Annotated in this window: 18 protein-coding genes; 10 read left to right on the forward strand and 8 right to left on the reverse strand. The window is 61.1% G+C overall.

The window, feature by feature from the left end:
• Positions 1–66 precede the first annotated feature (66 nt).
• A complete protein-coding gene (locus CHU95_RS02070) occupies positions 67–651 on the forward strand; it encodes a polysaccharide biosynthesis/export family protein (RefSeq protein ID WP_094453326.1) in 585 nt (194 codons plus the stop codon).
• A gap of 200 nt (positions 652–851) precedes the next feature.
• On the opposite strand, the gene CHU95_RS02075 is transcribed toward CHU95_RS02070, so the two are convergent.
• Entirely contained in the window at positions 852–1,955 is a 1,104-nt protein-coding gene (locus CHU95_RS02075) for a hypothetical protein (RefSeq protein ID WP_094453246.1), read from the reverse strand.
• Between the two features lie 176 nt (positions 1,956–2,131).
• Here CHU95_RS02075 and CHU95_RS02080 point away from each other — a divergent pair, with 176 nt between their 5' ends.
• From CHU95_RS02080 to CHU95_RS02105, 6 genes are all read left to right on the forward strand, one after another.
• Entirely contained in the window at positions 2,132–2,860 is a 729-nt protein-coding gene (locus CHU95_RS02080; RefSeq protein WP_165771957.1) for an FkbM family methyltransferase, read from the forward strand.
• A gap of 17 nt (positions 2,861–2,877) precedes the next feature.
• Positions 2,878–4,101 carry an oligosaccharide flippase family protein gene (locus CHU95_RS02085; RefSeq protein WP_165771958.1) on the forward strand — a complete coding sequence of 408 codons (1,224 nt, stop codon included), beginning with the start codon at positions 2,878–2,880 and terminating at the stop codon, positions 4,099–4,101.
• Between the two features lie 333 nt (positions 4,102–4,434).
• The gene (locus tag CHU95_RS02090) at positions 4,435–5,343 is read left to right on the forward strand and encodes an O-antigen ligase family protein (RefSeq protein ID WP_133065383.1); all 909 of its coding nucleotides are present in this window, start codon (positions 4,435–4,437) and stop codon (positions 5,341–5,343) included.
• A complete protein-coding gene (locus CHU95_RS02095; RefSeq protein ID WP_094453254.1) occupies positions 5,340–6,593 on the forward strand; it encodes a glycosyltransferase in 1,254 nt (417 codons plus the stop codon). Before CHU95_RS02090 ends, CHU95_RS02095 begins: the two co-directional genes overlap by 4 nt.
• A complete protein-coding gene (locus CHU95_RS02100; protein WP_094453256.1) occupies positions 6,587–7,231 on the forward strand; it encodes a class I SAM-dependent methyltransferase in 645 nt (214 codons plus the stop codon). The genes CHU95_RS02095 and CHU95_RS02100 overlap by 7 nt, the downstream gene beginning before the upstream one ends.
• A gap of 34 nt (positions 7,232–7,265) precedes the next feature.
• A complete protein-coding gene (locus tag CHU95_RS02105; RefSeq protein WP_133065384.1) occupies positions 7,266–8,174 on the forward strand; it encodes an FkbM family methyltransferase in 909 nt (302 codons plus the stop codon).
• Here CHU95_RS02105 and CHU95_RS02110 read toward each other — a convergent pair.
• The 6 genes from CHU95_RS02110 to wbaP form a co-directional block, all read right to left on the reverse strand.
• The gene (locus CHU95_RS02110; RefSeq protein WP_094453260.1) at positions 8,164–9,024 is read right to left on the reverse strand and encodes a glycosyltransferase family 2 protein; all 861 of its coding nucleotides are present in this window, start codon (positions 9,022–9,024) and stop codon (positions 8,164–8,166) included. The genes CHU95_RS02105 and CHU95_RS02110 overlap by 11 nt on opposite strands.
• Positions 9,025–9,184: 160 nt before the next feature.
• Positions 9,185–10,354 carry a DegT/DnrJ/EryC1/StrS family aminotransferase gene (locus CHU95_RS02115; protein WP_094453262.1) on the reverse strand — a complete coding sequence of 390 codons (1,170 nt, stop codon included), beginning with the start codon at positions 10,352–10,354 and terminating at the stop codon, positions 9,185–9,187.
• Between the two features lie 34 nt (positions 10,355–10,388).
• Positions 10,389–11,468: an alpha-ketoacid dehydrogenase subunit beta gene (locus tag CHU95_RS02120; protein ID WP_094453264.1), complete on the reverse strand. Its 1,080-nt coding sequence runs from the start codon at positions 11,466–11,468 to the stop codon at positions 10,389–10,391.
• On the reverse strand, positions 11,455–12,417 hold the full coding sequence (locus CHU95_RS02125; RefSeq protein WP_094453266.1) for a thiamine pyrophosphate-dependent dehydrogenase E1 component subunit alpha: 963 nt from the start codon (positions 12,415–12,417) through the stop codon (positions 11,455–11,457). The genes CHU95_RS02120 and CHU95_RS02125 overlap by 14 nt, the downstream gene beginning before the upstream one ends.
• 116 nt (positions 12,418–12,533) lie before the next feature.
• Entirely contained in the window at positions 12,534–13,121 is a 588-nt protein-coding gene (locus CHU95_RS02130) for an NUDIX hydrolase (protein ID WP_245837816.1), read from the reverse strand.
• A 210-nt stretch (positions 13,122–13,331) separates the two neighbouring features.
• Positions 13,332–14,795 (reverse strand): undecaprenyl-phosphate galactose phosphotransferase WbaP, encoded by a 1,464-nt coding sequence (gene wbaP / locus CHU95_RS02135; RefSeq protein WP_094453270.1) that lies wholly within the window; start codon positions 14,793–14,795, stop codon positions 13,332–13,334.
• 232 nt (positions 14,796–15,027) lie between these two features.
• On the opposite strand from wbaP, the gene CHU95_RS02140 reads away from it, so the two are divergent.
• The 3 genes from CHU95_RS02140 to CHU95_RS02150 all read left to right on the forward strand — a co-directional run bounded on the left by CHU95_RS02140 (position 15,028) and on the right by CHU95_RS02150 (position 18,978).
• Positions 15,028–16,275 (forward strand): glycosyltransferase family 4 protein, encoded by a 1,248-nt coding sequence (locus CHU95_RS02140; RefSeq protein ID WP_094453272.1) that lies wholly within the window; start codon positions 15,028–15,030, stop codon positions 16,273–16,275.
• Between the two features lie 2 nt (positions 16,276–16,277).
• A complete protein-coding gene (locus CHU95_RS02145) occupies positions 16,278–17,468 on the forward strand; it encodes a nucleotidyltransferase domain-containing protein (RefSeq protein ID WP_094453274.1) in 1,191 nt (396 codons plus the stop codon).
• A 121-nt stretch (positions 17,469–17,589) separates the two neighbouring features.
• A complete protein-coding gene (locus CHU95_RS02150) occupies positions 17,590–18,978 on the forward strand; it encodes an O-antigen ligase family protein (protein WP_094453276.1) in 1,389 nt (462 codons plus the stop codon).
• Here CHU95_RS02150 and CHU95_RS02155 read toward each other — a convergent pair.
• Positions 18,953–19,639 carry a hypothetical protein gene (locus tag CHU95_RS02155; RefSeq protein ID WP_094453278.1) on the reverse strand — a complete coding sequence of 229 codons (687 nt, stop codon included), beginning with the start codon at positions 19,637–19,639 and terminating at the stop codon, positions 18,953–18,955. The two genes, CHU95_RS02150 and CHU95_RS02155, sit on opposite strands and share 26 nt — an antisense overlap.
• Positions 19,640–19,643: the final 4 nt, after the last annotated feature.

A 19,643-nucleotide genomic window follows, 5' to 3' on the forward strand; every position in this document is an offset into this window, starting at 1 on the left:
CTGTTATATATGGCTTTACCTGCTGATCGCGGTCGGGAGAAAATACGGATGTTCTGGAATTGCACGATGCAGAAATTCCTGAAGCTCGTTGCGGCATTTGGAGTGTGCCTGACCGTCGCTGCCTGTGGCAGCAGCGCCAACCGGGCGGCACCAACGGAGTTTGCACCGAAGACCATCGTCAATCCCGCCGAGGGCTATCGGCTTGAGGCTGGTAATACCGTGCGTGTGCAGGTCTTCAGCCAGGAGAATCTTTCCGGTGACGTCACTGTCGATCCGACCGGCAATCTGACGCTTCCCTTGATCGGCAATGTTCGCGCTGCTGGCTTGACCGCCAACGAGTTGGCACAGCGCATTGAAAAGAGCCTGATTGAGAAAAACCTTCTTCAATCACCCAGCGTGTCGGTCGAAGTGCAGACCTTCCGGCCCTTCTATGTATTGGGTGAGGTTCGCCAGCCCGGAGAGTTCCCTTATACGATTGGACTGACCGTGCTGAGCGCGATCGCTCGCGCTGGGGGATATGATTACCGGGCTCTTGAAAATGACGTTATCCTGGTGCGTGTGATCAATGGTCAGCAACAAGAACTGCGTGCCGATGAACTGACCCCCATCCTGCCCGGCGACATTGTTCGTGTTCGTGAACGCCGGTTCTGAGCAGGTTGCGGTCCGAAGCCGCTGTGTCTGAACTCCTGTGACGAACAAAAAGCCCCGGGACCATTGGTCCCGGGGCTTTTTTGTCCGATCAGATCAGCCCAAATGGTTTCATTTGCACTGTGAGTGAGGCGAAAACAAAGAGCTTGGCATAGCAATAGCCGCAGCAAGCATCTGACAAACTCTCACCAGACGCGCCAATATCAGATCGGGCTGCCCGTCAGGATAGGTGTCTCTTCAACCGGTGGGTTGGTATTGGTATTCGTGTTGGTATTGGTTTGCTGCGTTTGCGTGGTGGTCGCCTGGGGCTGCTGTGCCGTCTGTGTTGTCGTTGTTGTTGTTGTGGTGGTGGTGGGGCGCGCCAGAATCTGGTTGATCTGAGCGGGATTGGTGGCATTGGTCTGATTGAGTGCCACATTTGTGCTGGCAGCCGTCAGCGTTGAAACCACGGTGGCACTCGCCTCAGGGGAAGCAGCCTGCACCGTGGGTTGTGAGACCGCCGTATAAGCCGACGCCATGACTTGGATCGCCGCTGCTGGTGCTGCTTGATAGACCGCGGGGTTACTGACGATCTGAGTCACGCTTATGGCGACAGTGGCAACGGCCTGGGGGGCAACCCGGGCGGCTTCCGGCGTCACAATGATACGGGCAGCTGTTGTGGCAACCTGGGAAACCTGCGTCGGCGCTGCCTGAGCGGTGCTCGTGGCCGACACGGACTGGACGGCCTGCGCCGCCAGCTGTACGGCCGCTGCCGGGTTGGTCTGGACGATACGCTCCGCCGTGTTGACGGCGGCATTGGCGACGCTTGCCAGAACGGCCGGCCCCTGGGAAGCTTGGGCGACGCTCAGGGTCGCTGTCGCCAAGGCACTGGTGGCATTGGGATTGGTAGCGACAGCCGACGGGCTGACGAAAATGCGGGCCGCTGTCGTGACGACACTTTCCGTCTGTTGCGGCGCCGAGGTCTGCACGCCGGTATTACGCACAATCTCTACGGCGGCAGCCGCAGCGGCGATTGCGGCTTGTGGATTTGTGGCCAGCAACTGTTCTGCAACGCGGATGACCGCATTGGACAGCGCGCCGGCCTGCTGGGGATTTCCCCCGGAAAGGGTCTGGATGGTCTGCTGGATGACAGGCGCATTTCCCGACTGCACGGCGGCGCGCAGGGCGGGGGGCAGGCTGGCAATCGTTGCCCCTGTCTGGGCCGTCTGCTGGGCCATTGCCTGCTGAACCGGCGCGAAGCCCATGCCGAAGGTCATGGCAGCTCCGGCCAGCAGAACGGCACGAACGGACCGATTGATCGGATACATGGGGACCCTCGCCTGATACAACTCGGCGGCGCACAGGCCGGCGAAGTGATGAAAGAGTTGCTATTTTTCTACCTTAGTTATAATCGCCACCCCATGCAACAATTGGCGCCAACGAATAACCGTTGCTGCCATTCTTCTGACCATGCGGGCATGGGCTTATAGCGATGGGTCTAATCATGGCTTTCTGCCGGCGGGCCCTGAAATTAGTCAGATTGCTGTTCCACAGCACCTTTCGCACCGGCTTGCGCTACGGGGTGGCCGCCTCTCTGGAAAACAGACCGGTGATGCGTTCGCTTCAGGTGCGCTCTGTCATTGATGCGGGTGCAAACGTTGGCCAGTTTGCTCTTTTAATGCGGCATTTCCATCGTGATGCCGTCATTCATGCCTTCGAACCATTCCCTTCCTCCGCTGCCATTTTTGCCCGTCTGTTCGCCCAGGACAGATGCGTCCATCTTCACCGCCATGCCCTGGGGATGGCTGCCGTAGAGGCGGACCTGCATGTGTCGCGCCGTGCCGACAGTTCCTCGCTTCTGCCCATTTCCAGCAGCCAGACAGTCTTTGCGCCTGGCACGGAAGAGGTGGGCGTGTTGACGGTGCCGGTGCGGCGACTGGACGATGTCTTATCCAGCGCGGACCTGCCCCGCCCATCTTTGCTGAAGATCGATGTGCAGGGGGGGGAGCTGGATGTCCTGAAGGGGGCAGAAGGTCTGTTGCCCCATCTCGACTATATCTATGTCGAGGTGTCGTTCGCCCAATTCTACCAAGGACAACCCCTGGCCAACGAGGTCATCGATCATTTGCAGGCGCGGGGCTATTGCCTGACCGGAATCGGCGGCACGGCACAGGACAGGCAAGGCCTGATCGTTCAGGCTGACCTGCTGTTCAGCCGGTTGCAAAACCAATGAAAGCCACTGGAACGATCATGAGAGCGGTCCCGGCCCTGTTTGCCATCCAGGGGCTGCACTATCTGATCCCGCTGCTCACCATCCCCTTCCTGATGCGTGTGCTGGGTCTGGATCGCTGGGGACAGGTGGCCCTGCTGATCACCTTTGGACAGTTGGCCCTGATCCTGCTGGATTATGGTCTGCACATCTCGGCAACCCAGGCGGCCGCACGGCGCCTTGGCGATGCCCGCGGTCTGGCGGCGCTGGTTGGCGCCGTCACCCTGGCCAAACTGCTTGTCGCCGCCGCCGGGCTGCCCTTGATCCTGATGGCGGCTGGTCTGATCGACCATGTCGGCGAGGATCGGTCGCTGCTGGTCTGGGCTCTGGCGGCTACGCTGGTCCAGGCGCATGATCCGCTCTGGTATTTCCTGGCCACAAATCAAGCGAACAAGATTGCAGGGTTGACCGTGGCGGCCCGGCTGGCCGCCGTGGGTGTCATGCTGATCACCATCCGCGGCCCCGACGATGCCTGGATCTATTTTGCCAGCCAGTTGGCAGCCTGGCTGATGGTGTCTGTGATCAGCTTTGGCTTCATCCAGCGGCAGACAGGCTTGTCCTGGCGGGATTTGCGGGGAGGGCGCGCCCTCCTGTATGAGGGGCGCAGTATCTTTCAGCTTTATGCCGGCAGCAGTTCCTTTGACTATCTTGTCCCTCTGGTTCTGGGCGTCGTCGCCGGACCGACCAGCGTCGGCCTGTTCGTCGGGGCTGAAAAACTGGCGCGGGCCGCCGCGAGCCTTCTGACACCTTTTCGCAATGCGTTGTTCCCCCAGATGAGCCGGCTCCTCACCGACGCGCATGACGAGGCGGCCTCGCTGCTGCGGTGGGCGTTGCTGCGCGTCGGCGGATTGGCAGCGGCGGGCAGCCTTGTCCTGCTGCTGGCGGCCGCCCCGCTGGTCAGCCTGCTGTTGGGAGAGGCCGCGCGTCCCGCCACCCAGATTCTCCAGATCCTCAGCCTGCTCCCATTACTGGTCACCCTGAACGGATTGATCGGGGTGCAGTGGATGATCCCGGCCGGTCGGGCTGTTGCTCTGCGAAATATCTATATCGCCGCAGGCTTTCTGCGGCTGCTGCTCTGCATCCTGTTGGCCGGCACGTTCGACGCGACCGGTGCCGCCCTGGCGACAATTCTCGGTGAATTGTCGGTTCTGGTGGCCTGTCTGCTATACTTGCGACGTTGGCCGGTCCAGGCAAGGGCTGGCTAGAACCAGTATACATCCCTTATCTGAAGTCTTGATCATCACATTAAACGGAGTATTAACCAAGTGCTGAACGCTCTTGCCTGGCTGCTGGTTGGATACTCCGATGGATTCGCATATCTGCTTATGGAGAAGACCGGTATATCTGGTTATATGATCTATATTTTACCGGTCTTCTTGGCTTATATAATATTCCTTTTTACAAATTACAAACTCTCTGTCAGTCAGAACCTTCTGAAAAGGCAGTTATTTATTATTGCATTGTTTATCCTTACTGCGCTTCTCCATTATCTGACAGTTGGCAGTTTTTATATGCTGGGTTATGCGCAGATCATGATCATGATGGCCATGACCTTCCTGATCCGCGATCTGTTCACGACGAACGAGACAACCCTGCGGCCGGGGTTTGCCAAGGGTTTGCGGGCGATCCATTATATCCTGTGCGGGTACGCCATGCTTGCCTGGCTCGTCCTGCATGGTGCCGACATTGATATCAGCCTGTTCGTCAGCGAACAGGAAAGCCTGTATGTGTTCTCGGTGGTACGCACCAGCGGCCTGCAGAGGGAACCAGCCTGGGCTGGCTATGCCCTGGCCAGCAGCTATCTGGCGGTACTGGCCACGCGGCCGCAACGCATGCTGCTTGTGCAGTTGGCTTTCCTCGGCGGCATTGCGGCGACCGGTTCGGGGGTCGGTGTCATTCTGGCCTCACTGTTCATCACCCATCAGATGCTGACGATGGGCAAGGGTGGTCTTGCCGTGCGCCTGACTTTCCTGGCCGGCATGGCGGTCGTGATGGCAACGATCTTCAGCGACCGGATCGGCAACGTGCTGAACCAGAATGATCCATCGACCCAGATGCGGCTCGAATCCTCCTTTGTCGCCTTGGATGTGATTGCCGAGACCTTCCCTGTCGGGACGGGCTTCGGCAATTATCAGGAGCATGCCGATTTCGATCCGGTCATCTGGAGCGGGTTCCTGAACCTGGATGAGGCCGCCTATTACAAGTCCGATACGCTGATCTTGAATCTCATCGCGGAACTGGGCGTTTTCGGTTGTGTCCTGCTCATCGCCTTCATGGGGAATTTCATCTGCCGGACCGCGCCCCTGGTCGGCGCCACGGCGCTGATCATGATGCTGTCATCGGGCACGATGATCATCCCCTTCTATCTTGTCCTCGCCGCCATCTGCGGCCTGGAGCGGGGAAGGATGGCGCGGCTGGCCGCCGGTCAGAAGGAAACGCGGACATGAGCACGCAACCGCAGGGCAGGGTTCCCCGCTATCTGTGGCTGACCCGCTATTTCCCCTATCCGGCGCATGCCGGTGACAAGATTTATTCCGCCAAGCTCATCGAAGGTTTGGCCGAGCAGAATTGTGACGTCACCGTCTTCTGTACGGGCCCACATCCAGCGCAAGGTCAGGATCTTTTGACGGAAGGTGCGGCCCGGCGGGTAGAATGGGTCATCTGCCCGCCAAGCGGTCGCCGCCACATGCTGCTGTATCCCTTCTCCAGATTGCCACACCAGCCCCTTGCTCTGGCGGCATCCGAAGCGCGGCGCCAGGTGCAGATGCTGCTCACAAGACAGGATTGGGACGCGGTACTGCTGGACTATGTGGGCATGGGCTGGACGCTTCCCCTGATCGCGCCATGGCGGCGGGCAGCGGGAAGGTCATCGATATTGGCCTATGTTGCCCATAATCATGAGGCCAGCCTGCGTCGGCTCTCCTGGCGTCAGTCCACCGCCCGGCTGCCGGTCCGGCTGGCACAATGGATTGACGGGAGGCGTGTGATCGCCCTTGAGCGGGCCTTGCTTGACAATGTGGATCTCGTGACGGTGAACACACGGGCCGATCTGGCGCTGTTCCAGGCCGATGCCCCCCGATTGCGCTATCAAGTCCTGGTTCCCGGCTATGATGGCCCCCGGCTGAGCCAGCGCCGGATCACGGCACAAACACCGCGCCGGGTGGTGGTGGTCGGTAATTTCGACTGGATCGTCAAGCAGCAGAACCTGTTGGGCTTCTTGGAGGCCGCCGCCATTCCCTTTGCCCGCCATGGGATCGGCATCGACATCGTCGGTAGCGGACCTGCTTCTGTCCTGGACGTCTGGCGCCGACGGTTTCCCGGCGTGACCATTCATGGCCGGGTCGAGGCGGTGGAGCCCTATATCCAAGCGGCGCGCATCAGCGTCATCCCCGAACGAACCGGCGGCGGCTTCAAGCACAAGGTGCTCAATAGTGTGTTCCAGCGCTCGCCCCTCTTCGCCATCGCCGGATCCGTCACGGAGATGCCGCTGGAAGAAGGGCGGTCACTACGGCAGTTCTCTGACTTTCCCGCCCTCGTGCAGGGCGTGATTGACGGGATCGATGATGTAGAGGCGCTGGACCGCCAGCAGGAAGCGGCCTACCTTGCCTGCCAGGACCAGTTCCATTGGCAAGATCGTGCCCGTACCCTGCGGCAAGTGCTGGCCTCTTGTGCAAGCAAGGAGGCGCAACCATGCTGACGGGGCTGAAACGTCTGTTGAATCCCCGATATAACTGGCTGCCGCCGGCGGCAAGGGCATCCATCCATACCGTCCTGGATATCGGGGGGACCGGCATCGACAGCCATCTGGCAGCCCGCTACCTGCCAAGGTGCCGTTTTACCGCCTTGAACATCATCGAACCGGACAGTATGGCCCCCGGTGCGGAGTTTCTGCGGACCGATCTGGATCGCGAAGGGTTATCCACCGTCCAGGGGCGACGGTTCGACTATGTCATCTGCTCCCATACGATAGAGCATCTGGTGAAAGGTACGGATCTGCTGACCGAGATGGCGGCGTTGGTGGCAGATGGGGGCTATCTCTATCTCGAATGGCCATCCGAGCGGTCGCAGCGGTTTCCGCTGCGGGGACGCGGATTGAACTTCCACGACGACCCTACCCATGTGACCCTTATCTCCTTGGAGAAAGCGGTGGCGTCGCTGGAAATGGCGGGCCTGTTCATTCTTTCGGCGGGACCGCGGCGTAACCGATGGCGGCAAGTGCTTGCGCCTTTGCTGCTGCCGCGAAGCTGGGTGAAACATGGCCGCTTTGTCCTGTACGATTTCTGGGACTGGACCGGATATGCTGACCATATCTGCGCAAGACGGCCACACACCTGACTGACGGGTAGGGGTCATAGGTGCGGGACAAAACGTGAGACAAGACGCGGATAATGGGTCAGCGGAATTGACACAGGCTTTTGTGAAGACCTGCCGGCAGTTCATCCGCCATATCACCAGCCTGTTGCTCGGACCCGAGAACACGTACCGGGCTCACGCCCTCTACCATGCCCTGCTGCGGCAGATGGGCGGGTTTGGAGTGGTTGAGACAGAAGCCACAAAGGCGGTGTTGCGCGGGCTGGCGGCACGGGCCAGCACAATCCTGGACGGGGGCGCCAATGTCGGGCGCTACAGTTGGTTCATGGCACGCCATCGCCGCGATCACGCGCCCCTATATGTGTTCGAACCCAACCCGTACGCCTGCCGGCTGGCCCTGCATAATCTGGCGGGTCTCGCAAACATCACCCTTCTGCCTGTCGCACTAGCCGAAAAGCGGCACACAGGACTGCTGATAGTGCCGAAGGATGCTTTTGGTAGCCCTATCAGTGGCTTGGGATTTGTTGTGCCGGGCGGATCGGGGGAGATGGCAGGTGACGGGCAGCCCATTTCCCTGTGTCCGCTGGATGATCTCATCGCAGACGGAACGGTACGGCTGCGGGGGCCGGTCCTGCTGAAGCTGGATATCGAAGGGTACGAGCCGGCAGCATTGGCCGGCATGAGCATGATGCTAGACGGTTACCGTCCTTGGATTTTCCTGGAATGCCAGATAGAGCATCTGCGGCGGGCCGGCTATGACTGGAATGCCCTGCATCTGCCTTTGCACCGCCGCGGCTATGTGATGCTGGCCGAAAAGGCAGGGCGGTTCCAGGCCGTTCATGAACCGTCACCGGACATCGTCAATTATTTCGCCTTGCCCTTGCCGCCGGGAGCCCGGCCGCCGGCGGCCGGCTGGACGGTCGCCGAGTTGTTAGACCAGCTTGCCAGCCCGGAAATCACGGGGTGACGGCCTTACGCAGGCGTCGGACCCAGGCATAAAAGGCTGGAGAGGAATGGTTGCGGATCAGGTCATCAACCGTATGGAAGGCAATCTTCAGGCCGGCATAGGCCCAGACCCGCACGGGATTGGCACCCAATTCACACAGGGCCCGTGCCACCTCTACCGTCGCCCTGGTAATATGCTGGGTAGAGTTGCCGCCAAGGGCAAAATGATAGCGCACAGCAGGGTCGTAACCGCCCTGGAACCCGGCTTTATGGACCCGGAACAGCCACTCATAGTCCGGGGCCACCCGATAGGCCGGATCAAACAATCCTGCCCCCTCAAAGACCCGGCGATGGGCGGTCAGGGTCGGGTAGTTCATGGTCGGGGCGCGATAGGTGATGCGGCGGCGGTAATCACCATCCCCTCGGATGGTGAAAACAAACTCCCCTCCGACATAATAATCCATGTCGCCAAAGACAAAATCGAACCGACCATCGACCAGGGCGGCGACCGATTTCTCCACAAAATCATCCGGTAGCCAGTCATCAGCGTAGACGAAGCCGATAAACTGTCCCGTGGCAATGGCCACCCCCTTGTTCTGCCCGTCGGCATGGCCTTTGTCTGGCTCGGAACACCAATGGCTGATCAGATATTCGTACCGGCGCAAAATATCGACGGTGCCATCCGTGGATGCTGCATCCACCACAATATACTCGATGGCAGGATATGTCTGGCGCTCAACGCTGCGCAGCGTCTTCTCGATGGTCTCCGCCGCATTACGAACAATGGTGATGAGCGTATAGAGCGGGCGATCCGCCGACGGTGCGTGTCTGCCGCCAGGCCTGAAGCCGAACTGGTTCACATTTCCACCCATACCTATCTCACTGAAAACGGTCTATAACTCGCCACCGGTCATCATACTTTCGTGACTGGTCACATAATATGCGCCCCTGCGCCCCACCATGGCAGGGCCCGGATAGCAGAGCCCGCCGGTGGTCACGATGGCGTGGTTCTCTATCACCAGAGAGACCCGTTCAGCGGCAGACGCGGTCCAGGACTTCACGCAATCGTTCGATCTGAGGGGTGAGATCGAACGGGTGATTGCCGACAAAGAAGCCGCAATCATGGGCCAGATTGGCGTTATCCGTGCCACCGACAATGTCGTAATCGTAATATTTGATGACGTCATGGCGCAGGAAACAGCCGCCCGTAATGATGCGATAACCGATATCTGCCTCGGCAAGCGCTGCAAACACCTTCCGCCGGTCCAGACCCGCCGCCGGATTGAGGATGATGGTGAAGCTGAAGCTGGAGCTTTTACCATTCTCGCGCTGAATGATGAAACGGTCGTCGCCGGCAAACAGCGACTGGAACAAGGCCATATTGCGGCGGCGGGCGGCCGTCATGGCAGGTAGCTTCTGCAACTGCGCCAGCCCGATAGCGCCCTCCATCTCCAGCGGCCGCACATTGTATCCAGGCAGGATGAAACGATAAGCCTCGAAATGGTCATGCGACCGGCGCTGATAGACGGGGCTGTCATGTGGCAGGTCGCGCGTCCAGCCATGGGCACGCAGCGAGCGGCTAAGATGTGCCAGCTCGATATCGTCGGTCAGGATCATGCCTCCCTCCATCGTGGAGATATGGTGGGAGAAGAAAAAACTGAACGTATTCAGATGACCAAAGGTGCCGGTCTTACGACCGTTCAGTTCGGCATCCATAGACTCGCAATTATCCTCGAACATATAAAGCCCGTGGGCATCCGCAAAGGCGCGGATCACGTCAAGCGCCGCAGGATTGCCCAGGATGGACACGGGCAGGATGGCGCGGGTCCGGGGGGTCAATGCCTGTTCCAGCTTCGAAATATCGAGATTGAGCGTATCCAGCTCGACATCGACGAAGCGCAGCCTGAGCCCATATTGCTGCAGCGGGTGATATGTGGTGGCCCAGGAAATGGCCGGAACGATCACCTCGTCCCCACGCTGCAAGGGGCGATCCTGCTTGTGGCAGAGAGCCGCGATGCCCACCAGGTTGGCAGAGGACCCGGAATTGACCATGATGGCATGACGGGTGCCGAAATAGTCGGCGAAGGCCCGCTCAAAGGCAGCCACCTGTTCACCCATGGTGAAACGGCCCGACGCGACAACACGCTGAATGGCGTCAATTTCTTCCTGGCCCCAGCTTGGGGCGGCAAGTTCGTAAAACATGGTCTTTTTTCATCCAGGGTAGCCGGCGGCCGGTTCAGAACGGTCCCTTGAAGGCCTGTTGATAGGCAAGCCGTGCCCGCTCGGGATCGGGCTCCCACCCTGCGGAACCGCCTGCCAGCGCATGGGCTGTTTTGGCGATGGTCAGGGGATTGGGATAGAAATGGGCTTCCAGCGCCGGTGTGGTAGGGCAGGTGGTCGGTGCGAAGCCCATACGGCGGATGGAAAGCGGTCCGCTGCCCCCCAGTTGCTCGGCGACCTGGGCTGCGATCTCCGCGCCGGCGCCGGCCGACACCCAGGCATTGTCGACCACCAGCAGGCGACGGGTACGGGCTACCGAGGCGATAATTGTCTCCATGTCCAGCGGTACCAGACTGACCGGATCGATGAGGTCAACCGACAGACCAACCTCCTCCAGCAGGCTGGCGGCCCGCAGACATTCCACCGCCATGTTGGAAATGCCAACGATGGTGATATCGCTGCCGCGGCGCATATGCCGGGCCCGCCCGAACGCCACCGTGAAGGGCTCCTCCGGTACCGGCGCCTCGATCGGATAAAGCAGCCGATGTTCCATGAAGATGACGGGATTGTCGTCACGGATGGCGGCGATCATGCAGCCTTTGGCATCATAGGCGTTGGACGGCGCCACCACTTTCAGGCCGGGAACATGCATGAACATGGCATGCAGGCCCTGGGAATGCTGGGCACCTTGGCCCCAGGACTTGCCGATCATCGACCGGACCACCATCGGCACCTTGACCGACCCGCCATACATATAATGGGCCTTGGCCGCCATGTTGACCAATTGGTTCATGCACAACATCAGGAAATCCATGCGGATATGCACATGGATGGGCCGCATGCCGGCCATGGCGGCGCCGATGGCCACGCCCGTCATCGCATCTTCCGACAGCGGGGTGGTGAAACAGCGCTCGGGCCCGAAGGCCTCCAGCAATCCCTGGGTCGATCCCTGAATGGCCTTGTGATCATCGACATCCAGACCGAAGCAGAAGACATCGTCGTCGCGTTGCATCTCCTGGGCCACAGCCTCGCGCAGGGCGTCCACATAGCGCAGGCTGCGCGTAGCGGTGGAAACAACAGTATCAGGCGAAGACATGGGCGTGCAGCTCCTCTGCCGCGGGGAAGGGGCTTGCTTCGGCATAGGCGACAGCCGCCTCGATCTCCGCCTCGATCTCCGCGTCGATCTGCTGCCGCTCGGCATCGGGCAACAGGGCCGCCAGACGTGCGACCTGATCGCGGCGTTCCCAATCCTCCATGTCGGCGCGTGACCGATAGCCGGCGGCGTAATCCTCGGCCGGTCCGACATGTTCGCGCCAGCGATAGGTGTGACATTCCAGAAAGGCCGGGCCGCCGCCCTCGCGCATGGCGGCGATCAGGCCGGATGCAGCGTCGCGGATCTCGAAAATATCACCGGAGGTAATGCGCTTGGCCGGCATGCCAAAAGTTGCCACCCGTTCGGTCAGTTGATCGGCTGCCCAGCGGCGATGCAGGGGTTCATGAATGGCGAAAAAGTTATTCTCGCAAACGAACAGGATGGGCAGCTTGTGCAAGGCGGCGAAGTTCAGTGTCTCATAAACACACCCCTCCTCGCTGGCCCCGTCGCCATAAAAGACAGCCACAACCTGCCCGCGGCGCCGTCGCTTCAGGGCCAGGGCATAGCCGGCTGCCACCGGCACATTGGTGCCAACCACTGCCGAACAGCCCAGAATACCCTGATCCAGCCCAACCAGATGCATGGAACCGCCCTTGCCACGGGCACAGCCGCCAACCTTGCCAAACATCTCTGCCAGCATGGCCTTGGGGTCGCCGCCTTTGGCCAGATAGGTAGCATGTCCGCGATAGGTACCGGATACGATGTCATCGGCACGCAGCAGATCGCAGATCCCCACAGCCACCGCCTCCTGCCCGATAGACAGATGGACAGGGCTTTTGATCCGGTCGGTCGGGTAGATCGCCGCGACACGCTCCTCGATCCGGCGCACCCGATAAAGGGAACGATAAAGCCGGGCAATGGTCTCAGGAAGGATCGGGTCGGGGTTGTCCATGCGCGGCTGCTCATTATTGGGCGGAAATGGCGGTGCGGAAAGCCTGCCTGTTTCCAGAAGGGTTTGATACACCAGCGGGCGTCCCGGATACCAGCGCCGTGGAGCAGGCCGCACGTCTAGGTAGCATCCTGAGACCTCAACCATGGCAGGGCCCGGAACAGGCCAATCAGGGAGCAGGCATCCTCGATCACGGAGGCATGGATCATCTCGACGATTTGCGCCGGGGTGAACAGGCTCAGTTGGCCCAGGCCCATTTCATGGCTATCCAGAGCCGTGGTCACGGGCCGGCAATCCCGCGCCAGGAACAAGGCGCCGCGCACGGCCATGGCGGCGGCTTCGGGCAAGAAGGTACCAAGCGCAACCAGGTCAGCAGCGGTGCATTCATGGCCTGTTTCTTCCCGCAATTCACGCCTTGCGGCTTCTTCCGGGGTTTCCCCCGCATCAATGAAGCCCTTGACGATTTCCCAGCAGGCGCCGCCAACGGGATGACGCTCATTACGCAATAGCCCGATATGCCCGCCGATGACGGGAACGATGGCGGCCCCCGTGAGCAGGTCCGGCCGCTCAACGGCCGGCGCCAGGACCAGGAAATCCTCGACCCGTCGCCCGGCGGCATCCGTGACATCGTCCAGATAGACGGTCCAGCGGCTGTTGCGCACACCGACGCGGCGCTGGTTGCGGTACAGTCCCATGAGAAGCGTCAACCCATGTCCTGCAGCATGGTGCTGCCGGTATCGTCGGGTCTCCCCCCGAACAACGAAATTCGTAAAGGTGTCCTGCTCGTCACCATCCTGCCATACCTTCCCTTGTCTCCCTACCCGTCAGCGACCAGCGCCCCGTACCCGCAGCGACTTGATCACATCGTGCCTGCCAAGGGAGGAAACACACGGGAGCAGAGATCGGATTATTGGCGCTCATACGGCACCATTGCGACCACAGACAACAAGAACCGTCTTGGCGAGGATGGCGATGTCCTGCCACAGGCTCCAGTTCTTCACATACCAGATGTCGAACATAACGCGCTGTGCATAGGACGTGTCGCTGCGACCGCTGACCTGCCACAGGCCGGTAATGCCGGGCCGGGTCTCCAGATAGAACATCACGTCCCGTCCGTAATATGTAAGCTCCTGCTGCGTGACCGGACGGGGGCCAACAAGGCTCATCTCGCCACGCAACACGTTCAGAAGCTGAGGCACCTCGTCCAGGCTGGTGGAACGCAGAAAGCGACCGATGGGGGTGACGCGGGGATCGTCGCGCAGCTTGAAATTCTGCTCCCATTCCGCCGCGGCGGCCGGGCTCTCGGCCAGGTGACGTTCCAGGATCTGCTGGGCATCGGGGACCATGGTCCGGAATTTCAGGCAGTTGAACAGGCGCCCATTGCGCCCTACGCGCTGGTGCCGGAACAGGACCGGTCCCCCATCACGGGACACGAGCAGGGCGAACACCAGGAACAAGGGCAGGCAGATCAGGATAAGCAGGCTGGCAACCATCAGATCAAAAACCAGCTTCACCAAACGGCGCAGCGGCTGACCCAGATTGTTGCGGGCCACCAGCAGCATGAAATCGCGGCCGATGAAACTCAACTGATCAAAGCCCAGAATAGGCAGGCCTCCCAGGGTCGGGATCACGGCAAAAGGCAGGCGCTCGCGGACCAGATCGGAGAGCAGATCACCATAGGTGATTATCTCCTGGGCAGAGAGCGCCAGGATGACAAATCGCGCGCCCCGCTTTTCACACAGATCCGCCCAGACCCGCCCCGTCTGCGGCGACTGCATGAGGACTGGATCAACGGTATCGATCACCGCATACCCCATGGCTGGATCTGCGGTGAAGGCCTGACGGACATGACAGGCCAGATCACCAGTGCCGACCAGCAGCGCGGGGATCCGCCAAAGACCGAAACCATCGAGAACCCGGCGGGCGGCTGCGCGCCCCAGGGGAATGGTCAGGGCTGTCAACAGCCAGGTATTGACCAGCCAGAGCCGCGACAGGTGATACTTAGCAGCATAGACCAGAAACCCTTCCGCCAGCAGCATGATCAGACAGACCACAACAACATGGCGGTAGGCCGTCCAGGCCGGCAGGGGCAACCGGTAATGACCGAGGGCAAAAAAGATAAAAAGGGCAAAGCCAGCCAATACGGCGAACTGTGCGGCTCTATGCTGGAACGTATCCGCAATACCAACAAAATAGTCATGATCAAAAAAGAAATAATTTACCAGAACGCCAATTAAAAGTGCAACAAAAAAAGAAAATACCAGTGACAAGAAGTCGAATGAAATGAATAAGGATAGTCGCGATATGCCTGCCATCAATGCTTTGGCATTCACCGTTTTTCTAGATTTTGATGTTTCGAAATGCAATCTAATGTCTTCCATATCACAAATTCCACATCCACACCCTCAAGGGAATAGGGTAGAACTTCATGATCAGGTCTAAGCCTGGGTGAGACCACCATTCATAGTATGGATGGATATGTTTTAAAATGCCTCGTTGCGCAGATCCTCTATGGCGTGGATTGATAGCTGTTAAGGATGAGTTTGATATATCTACACCCCCCTGGCGCCTCATCATATCGCCTCCCGCCCTTGTGGCTTCACAGGCTCCCTGATGCGTATTTTGCTGCATGATTTTGGATGCTACGCCTTCATCATCCCCCTGGCCCGCTGGCTGGCGGCACAAGGGTTCGAGGTTCTGCATCTCAGCGCCGGTGAGCTGACGGGGCCACGCGGGATGCCGGTATCGCAGGCGGATGACCCGTCGGGGCTGCACTTTTCAGCGGTGATGACCGGCCGTCCCTTCACGCGCTACGCCCTTCACCGGCGCCTTGGCGACGAATGGCGGTATGGGCGGGCCTTGCAGCGCGCCATCGACAGCTTCCGTCCCGACCTTGTCCTGTCAGCGAACACGCCGCCGGTGGCACAGGCTCTGGCCCTGGCACACAGCCGCAAACAGGGCATTCCCTTTGTCAACTGGGTTCAGGATATTTTCAGCCTCGGGGCGGCGCCTGTGCTGGGTCGGCTGCCATGGCCATTGGGACATGTTGCGCTGGCGCTGCTGCGGCGGCTGGAATTCGGCACCATGGCGCGATCGGCGGGTCTGGTGGTGATCGCCCCGGCGTTCCTGGACAGTCTCGCAGCAAACGGGGTCCGCCATCCGCTGACCCTGGTGCGTGAAAACTGGGCCCTGCCTCCCCCCACCCAGCACGCACAGACCCTCCAGGCCGGGCACTGGGCCCAGTCGCACGGGCTGGGCGGGTGCCAGATCCTGCTGGCCGCGGGTACATTGGGCAAAAAACATGATCCCGACATCCTGGCCCGGCTGGCCAAGGGTCTGGCCGCGCAGGCAAATGCGCGGCTGGTGGTCGTCAGCCAGGGTCCGGGACGGGACCATCTGGAAAAAGTGCAGGCGGCTGAAGCACAGACGACGATGTGTCTGTTCGATTATCAGCCGGCCGCCGATGTCCCGGCAATGCTGGCCAGCGCCGATATCGGCCTTGTGCAACTCAACGCCGATGCCAATGGCATGTCCATCCCATCAAAGGTCTATAGCTACGCTGCGGCTGGACTGCCCATTCTTGCCGCCATTCCGCCGGAAAACCACGCGGCGCAGCTGATCCGCGAGCACGGATTGGGCCTGACCGTGGCACCCGATGATCATGAGGGCCTGCTGGCCGCCGCGCTGCGTCTGCTGAATGATGGCGCCTTGCGGGAGGCCTGTCGGGCTGCGGGCCTGGCCTTTACGGCGCGGCACGGCAATATGGATCTGATTGGCCGGCAGTTCCTGGACTTTCTGGCGCAGGTCCACCGGATGGCACAGGCGGGCCCGGACGGGTCGCGCCAGCGCGTCCAGGAGTGAGGATGATGAGCGGACGCGATCTCAGGGCGCGGATTCCGTTGCTTCCGCCGGGACCGGAAGCGGCACTGATCCGCCAGGCTGCCTTGTGGCCAACCGTGCCGACGGCACCCCAGGCGGATCTGCTGGCCGCAGCAGAGGATAAACGGCTGGTGGACATGGCCGTCGAACACCGGTTGCTGCCACCCTTGGGTAAGATCCTGCGGGCATCCGGCTGCGCACCGGGGTCGGCAATGCGGGCCGCTGAGCAGCAAACCATCTTCCGCAGTCTGCGTCAGATGGCCACGACGCTGACATTGCTGGGACAGTTGGAAAAGGCGGGATGCCGCGCCCTGGTCCTCAAGGGGCAGGCGCTCAGTGCGCAGCTTTACGGTCAACCAGACATACGGATGTCACACGATATCGACTTGTTGATCGACCCGCAAACGGCCATCGCCGCCCACCATGTGATGATCAATAACGGCTATCATCCGTACTATCCTGTATCCGTAGACCGGCTCTCACTGACCACCAAGGATCAGATCTATACCGGGCCTGCCGGCCCGGTTGAGCTGCATTGGCGACTTTTCGACAACGCACTCCTCGTCCCTTGGGATTTCGAAACCCTCTGGGCCGACAAGGCTCTGATCGCCTTATCGGGAAACAGCACGGTCCCGACCCTGAGCCGGGACCGTCATGTGCTGTACCAGGCCGTCCATGGGCTGCTCCATGGCTGGGCCCGGCTGCGCTGGCTGGCCGATATGGTGGTGCCGCTGCAACGGATTGATGACCTGGAATGCGTGCTTGATCTGGCCGAACGCTATCAGCTGTTGCCGGTCATGGTACATACGATGCGGCTGGCACGCGACGTTCTGGGGGTGGAACTGGCGATGCCGGTTCCGGGCACGGAACGCCAGCAGGCCATCGCCGATTCCATTGACCGCCGCGTCGACAGCCTGGCCCGGACCCGCGTCACCGTCGGATATGAGCGTGTCGGCGGCTGGGCCCGGCGGCGGTTGGCGGAAAAACATCTGGCCCTGCTGATCTGCCCCAATGCAAAGGCGGCCAGGGCAGAGCTGTTCTCCCATCTGGTGGGGGTGGGCGACCTGATTGACGTGCGGCTGCCCCGGCGGCTGACATGGCTCTATTTCCTGCTGCGACCGCTGTTGCTGCTGCGTCGCACGGTCGCCCGCGCCATCCGGAAACGGCCTGGATGATGGCGGACTGTACTCCACCAGATGACATCGCCAACCCTACGTGATGGCGTGAGTATAAGGTGGACCCGGTTCGGCTGTCATAGCAATCTGTCCGGCATCCTCTCCCCACAGGACCATACTGTTGTCAGCCAACACTCTGCTTTACCGGTTGCTGCTGCTCATCATCATCCTGGCGCCCCTGCCCCTGGGGTCAGCCCGGCCACTGGCCTGGACAATCCTGGCGACCGCCATCGCCCTGCTGCTGACAGGGTGGTCGCTGCTGCTGGCAATGGGAAAGGCACAGGCGCCCCTGCCAATGCAGCGGTTCCGGATTCCGGCCATCCTGTTCCTGTTGGCGCTGGTCTGGCCGGTGGTCCAGATCCTGCCTTTTGTGCCCATCACACGGGCGGAACCGGTCTGGAACGAGATGGCGGCAGCCCTGGGCAGCGGTGCGGCCAGTCTATCACTGGACCCGGGACGGGGCGCTACCGCGCTGATGCAATGGCTGACCTATGCCGGCATTTTTTTGCTGGCGGTGCAGTTGGGGCGCCATCGCCCCCATGAGGGATTGCTGGTGCTGGCCTGGGGCGGGTGCGCTTATGCGCTTTATGGTCTGTCCCTGCATATGCTGGGGATCGAAAAGATCCTGTGGATGGATAAATGGGCCTATCAGGGCACCGTGACCTCGACCTTCGTCAACAGGAACGCCTACGCTGCCTATGCCGGAATCGGGGTCATCTGCTGTATGGCGCTGCTGGTCGACAGGCTGCGCCGACGGCGGCAGGGGTGGCGCCTGCGGGACAAGGCGGAACATATTCTGGTTCATGCGTCTCCCTATGCTATCGCCTGCCTGATTCTGGGCATGGCCCTGGCCCTGACCCAGTCACGGGCGGCATTGGCAGCAACCGGGGTCGGCCTGCTGGTGCTGTGGGCGGCGCTCTGGGGCGGCGGCATCATGCAACGGCGCAGCGCCCTGCTGTCGGCAGGGGGCCTGGTCCTGCTGGCGCTGCTGGTCCTGTCGCTGGGAGGGGAGGGAACGCTGAACCGGCTGGCAGAGGCGGGGATCCGGGATGAGACACGCAGCATCCTCAACCAGATCGGCTGGAATGCCTTCCTAAACGCCCCATTGACCGGCTATGGCCTCGGGACCTATCCGGCCATTTTGTCCATCTACCGCGATGTCAGCCTGTCACAGCCGGAAACCTTCGTGCATGCTCATAATCTGCATCTGGAGATGCTGCTGGAGATCGGCATCATCGCCGCTCTGCTGCTCTATGCTGCCGTAGGGTCGATATTGCTGACCTGTCTGATCGGTTTGCGGCGGCGGCAACGTGACCAGATTTATCCGGCCGTGGCCCTGGCCGTTGCGACCCTGCTGATTTTGCATGGGCTGGTGGATTTCAGCCTGCAGATGCCGGCCATCGCCGCAACCTTTGCCTTTGTGCTGGGCCTGGGTCTGGCCCAATCCTTTCCGAGCGACAGCCGAAAAGGGGAAGGCACCGGCATTACTCCTGAAGCGTCGCTTCAATGAAGGCCTGCGCGAAAGCAGAGCGCACGGCAAGACCCGGCAGACTGTCAGGCTGAATATCCTTGATCAGACGGATTTGACGCTGCAGCAGCGCCACGCCTTCCGGGTCGAGATAAGGCAGAAGATCCAGGCCAAGCCCCAAACGGTCCACCATGACCTGCGGCATGACAGCGCCGGTCAGCAGCGACATCCGCAGGGCGGCGGCCGCCGCCATTGGCTCTCCCAATTCCCGGCGGATAAAGGCCAGCCTTGTCCAGGCGGCTGGATAGGCCGGGGTCTGGCGCAAGCCGGCTTCACTGGCCGCCGCCGCGCGGCGCAGGAGCTGCTGTCGTTGGGCCGCATCGGTTTGCAACAAGGCCGCCCGCAGCAGCAGCAGGCCGCCATCCGCCACCAGCCGGCCATCGCTGGTCAGTGGTCCAGCCTGATCAATGACCGCCGCGGAAGAAAGCAACGCCGTCATGCCGCCGGTGGCCGCGGGATCGGTCCGCAGCGCCAGGATATGCTGACGCGCTTCCACCACAAGACCCTCACCCGCCAGGCGGGGCAGCGCCAGGCACAGCAGAACCAGGCCGGTGCCGCCGGCTAGCAGGGCAATCCATCGGCTCTGGCGACGGCGCCGCATGTCGCGGACCCAGTCGGTGGTGGAAGGGGCAGGCTGCGTCATGCCA

The sequence above is a fragment of the Niveispirillum lacus genome (genome assembly GCF_002251795.1).
GTDB classification, from domain to species: domain Bacteria; phylum Pseudomonadota; class Alphaproteobacteria; order Azospirillales; family Azospirillaceae; genus Niveispirillum; species Niveispirillum lacus.

Bases quoted from the DNA above. Each gene is read 5' to 3' on its own strand.
- CHU95_RS02070 (WP_094453326.1), top strand. From the start codon at position 67: ATGCAGAAATTCCTGAAGCTCGTTGCGGCATTTGGAGTGTGCCTGACC.
- CHU95_RS02075 (WP_094453246.1), bottom strand. From the start codon at position 1,955: ATGTATCCGATCAATCGGTCCGTTCGTGCCGTTCTGCTGGCCGGAGCT.
- CHU95_RS02080 (WP_165771957.1), top strand. From the start codon at position 2,132: ATGGCTTTCTGCCGGCGGGCCCTGAAATTAGTCAGATTGCTGTTCCAC.
- CHU95_RS02085 (WP_165771958.1), top strand. From the start codon at position 2,878: ATGAGAGCGGTCCCGGCCCTGTTTGCCATCCAGGGGCTGCACTATCTG.
- CHU95_RS02090 (WP_133065383.1), top strand. From the start codon at position 4,435: ATGATGGCCATGACCTTCCTGATCCGCGATCTGTTCACGACGAACGAG.
- CHU95_RS02095 (WP_094453254.1), top strand. From the start codon at position 5,340: ATGAGCACGCAACCGCAGGGCAGGGTTCCCCGCTATCTGTGGCTGACC.
- CHU95_RS02100 (WP_094453256.1), top strand. From the start codon at position 6,587: ATGCTGACGGGGCTGAAACGTCTGTTGAATCCCCGATATAACTGGCTG.
- CHU95_RS02110 (WP_094453260.1), bottom strand. From the start codon at position 9,024: ATGGGTGGAAATGTGAACCAGTTCGGCTTCAGGCCTGGCGGCAGACAC.
- CHU95_RS02115 (WP_094453262.1), bottom strand. From the start codon at position 10,354: ATGTTTTACGAACTTGCCGCCCCAAGCTGGGGCCAGGAAGAAATTGAC.
- CHU95_RS02120 (WP_094453264.1), bottom strand. From the start codon at position 11,468: ATGTCTTCGCCTGATACTGTTGTTTCCACCGCTACGCGCAGCCTGCGC.
- CHU95_RS02125 (WP_094453266.1), bottom strand. From the start codon at position 12,417: ATGGACAACCCCGACCCGATCCTTCCTGAGACCATTGCCCGGCTTTAT.
- wbaP (WP_094453270.1), bottom strand. From the start codon at position 14,795: ATGGAAGACATTAGATTGCATTTCGAAACATCAAAATCTAGAAAAACG.
- CHU95_RS02140 (WP_094453272.1), top strand. From the start codon at position 15,028: ATGCGTATTTTGCTGCATGATTTTGGATGCTACGCCTTCATCATCCCC.
- CHU95_RS02145 (WP_094453274.1), top strand. From the start codon at position 16,278: ATGATGAGCGGACGCGATCTCAGGGCGCGGATTCCGTTGCTTCCGCCG.
- CHU95_RS02155 (WP_094453278.1), bottom strand. From the start codon at position 19,639: ATGACGCAGCCTGCCCCTTCCACCACCGACTGGGTCCGCGACATGCGG.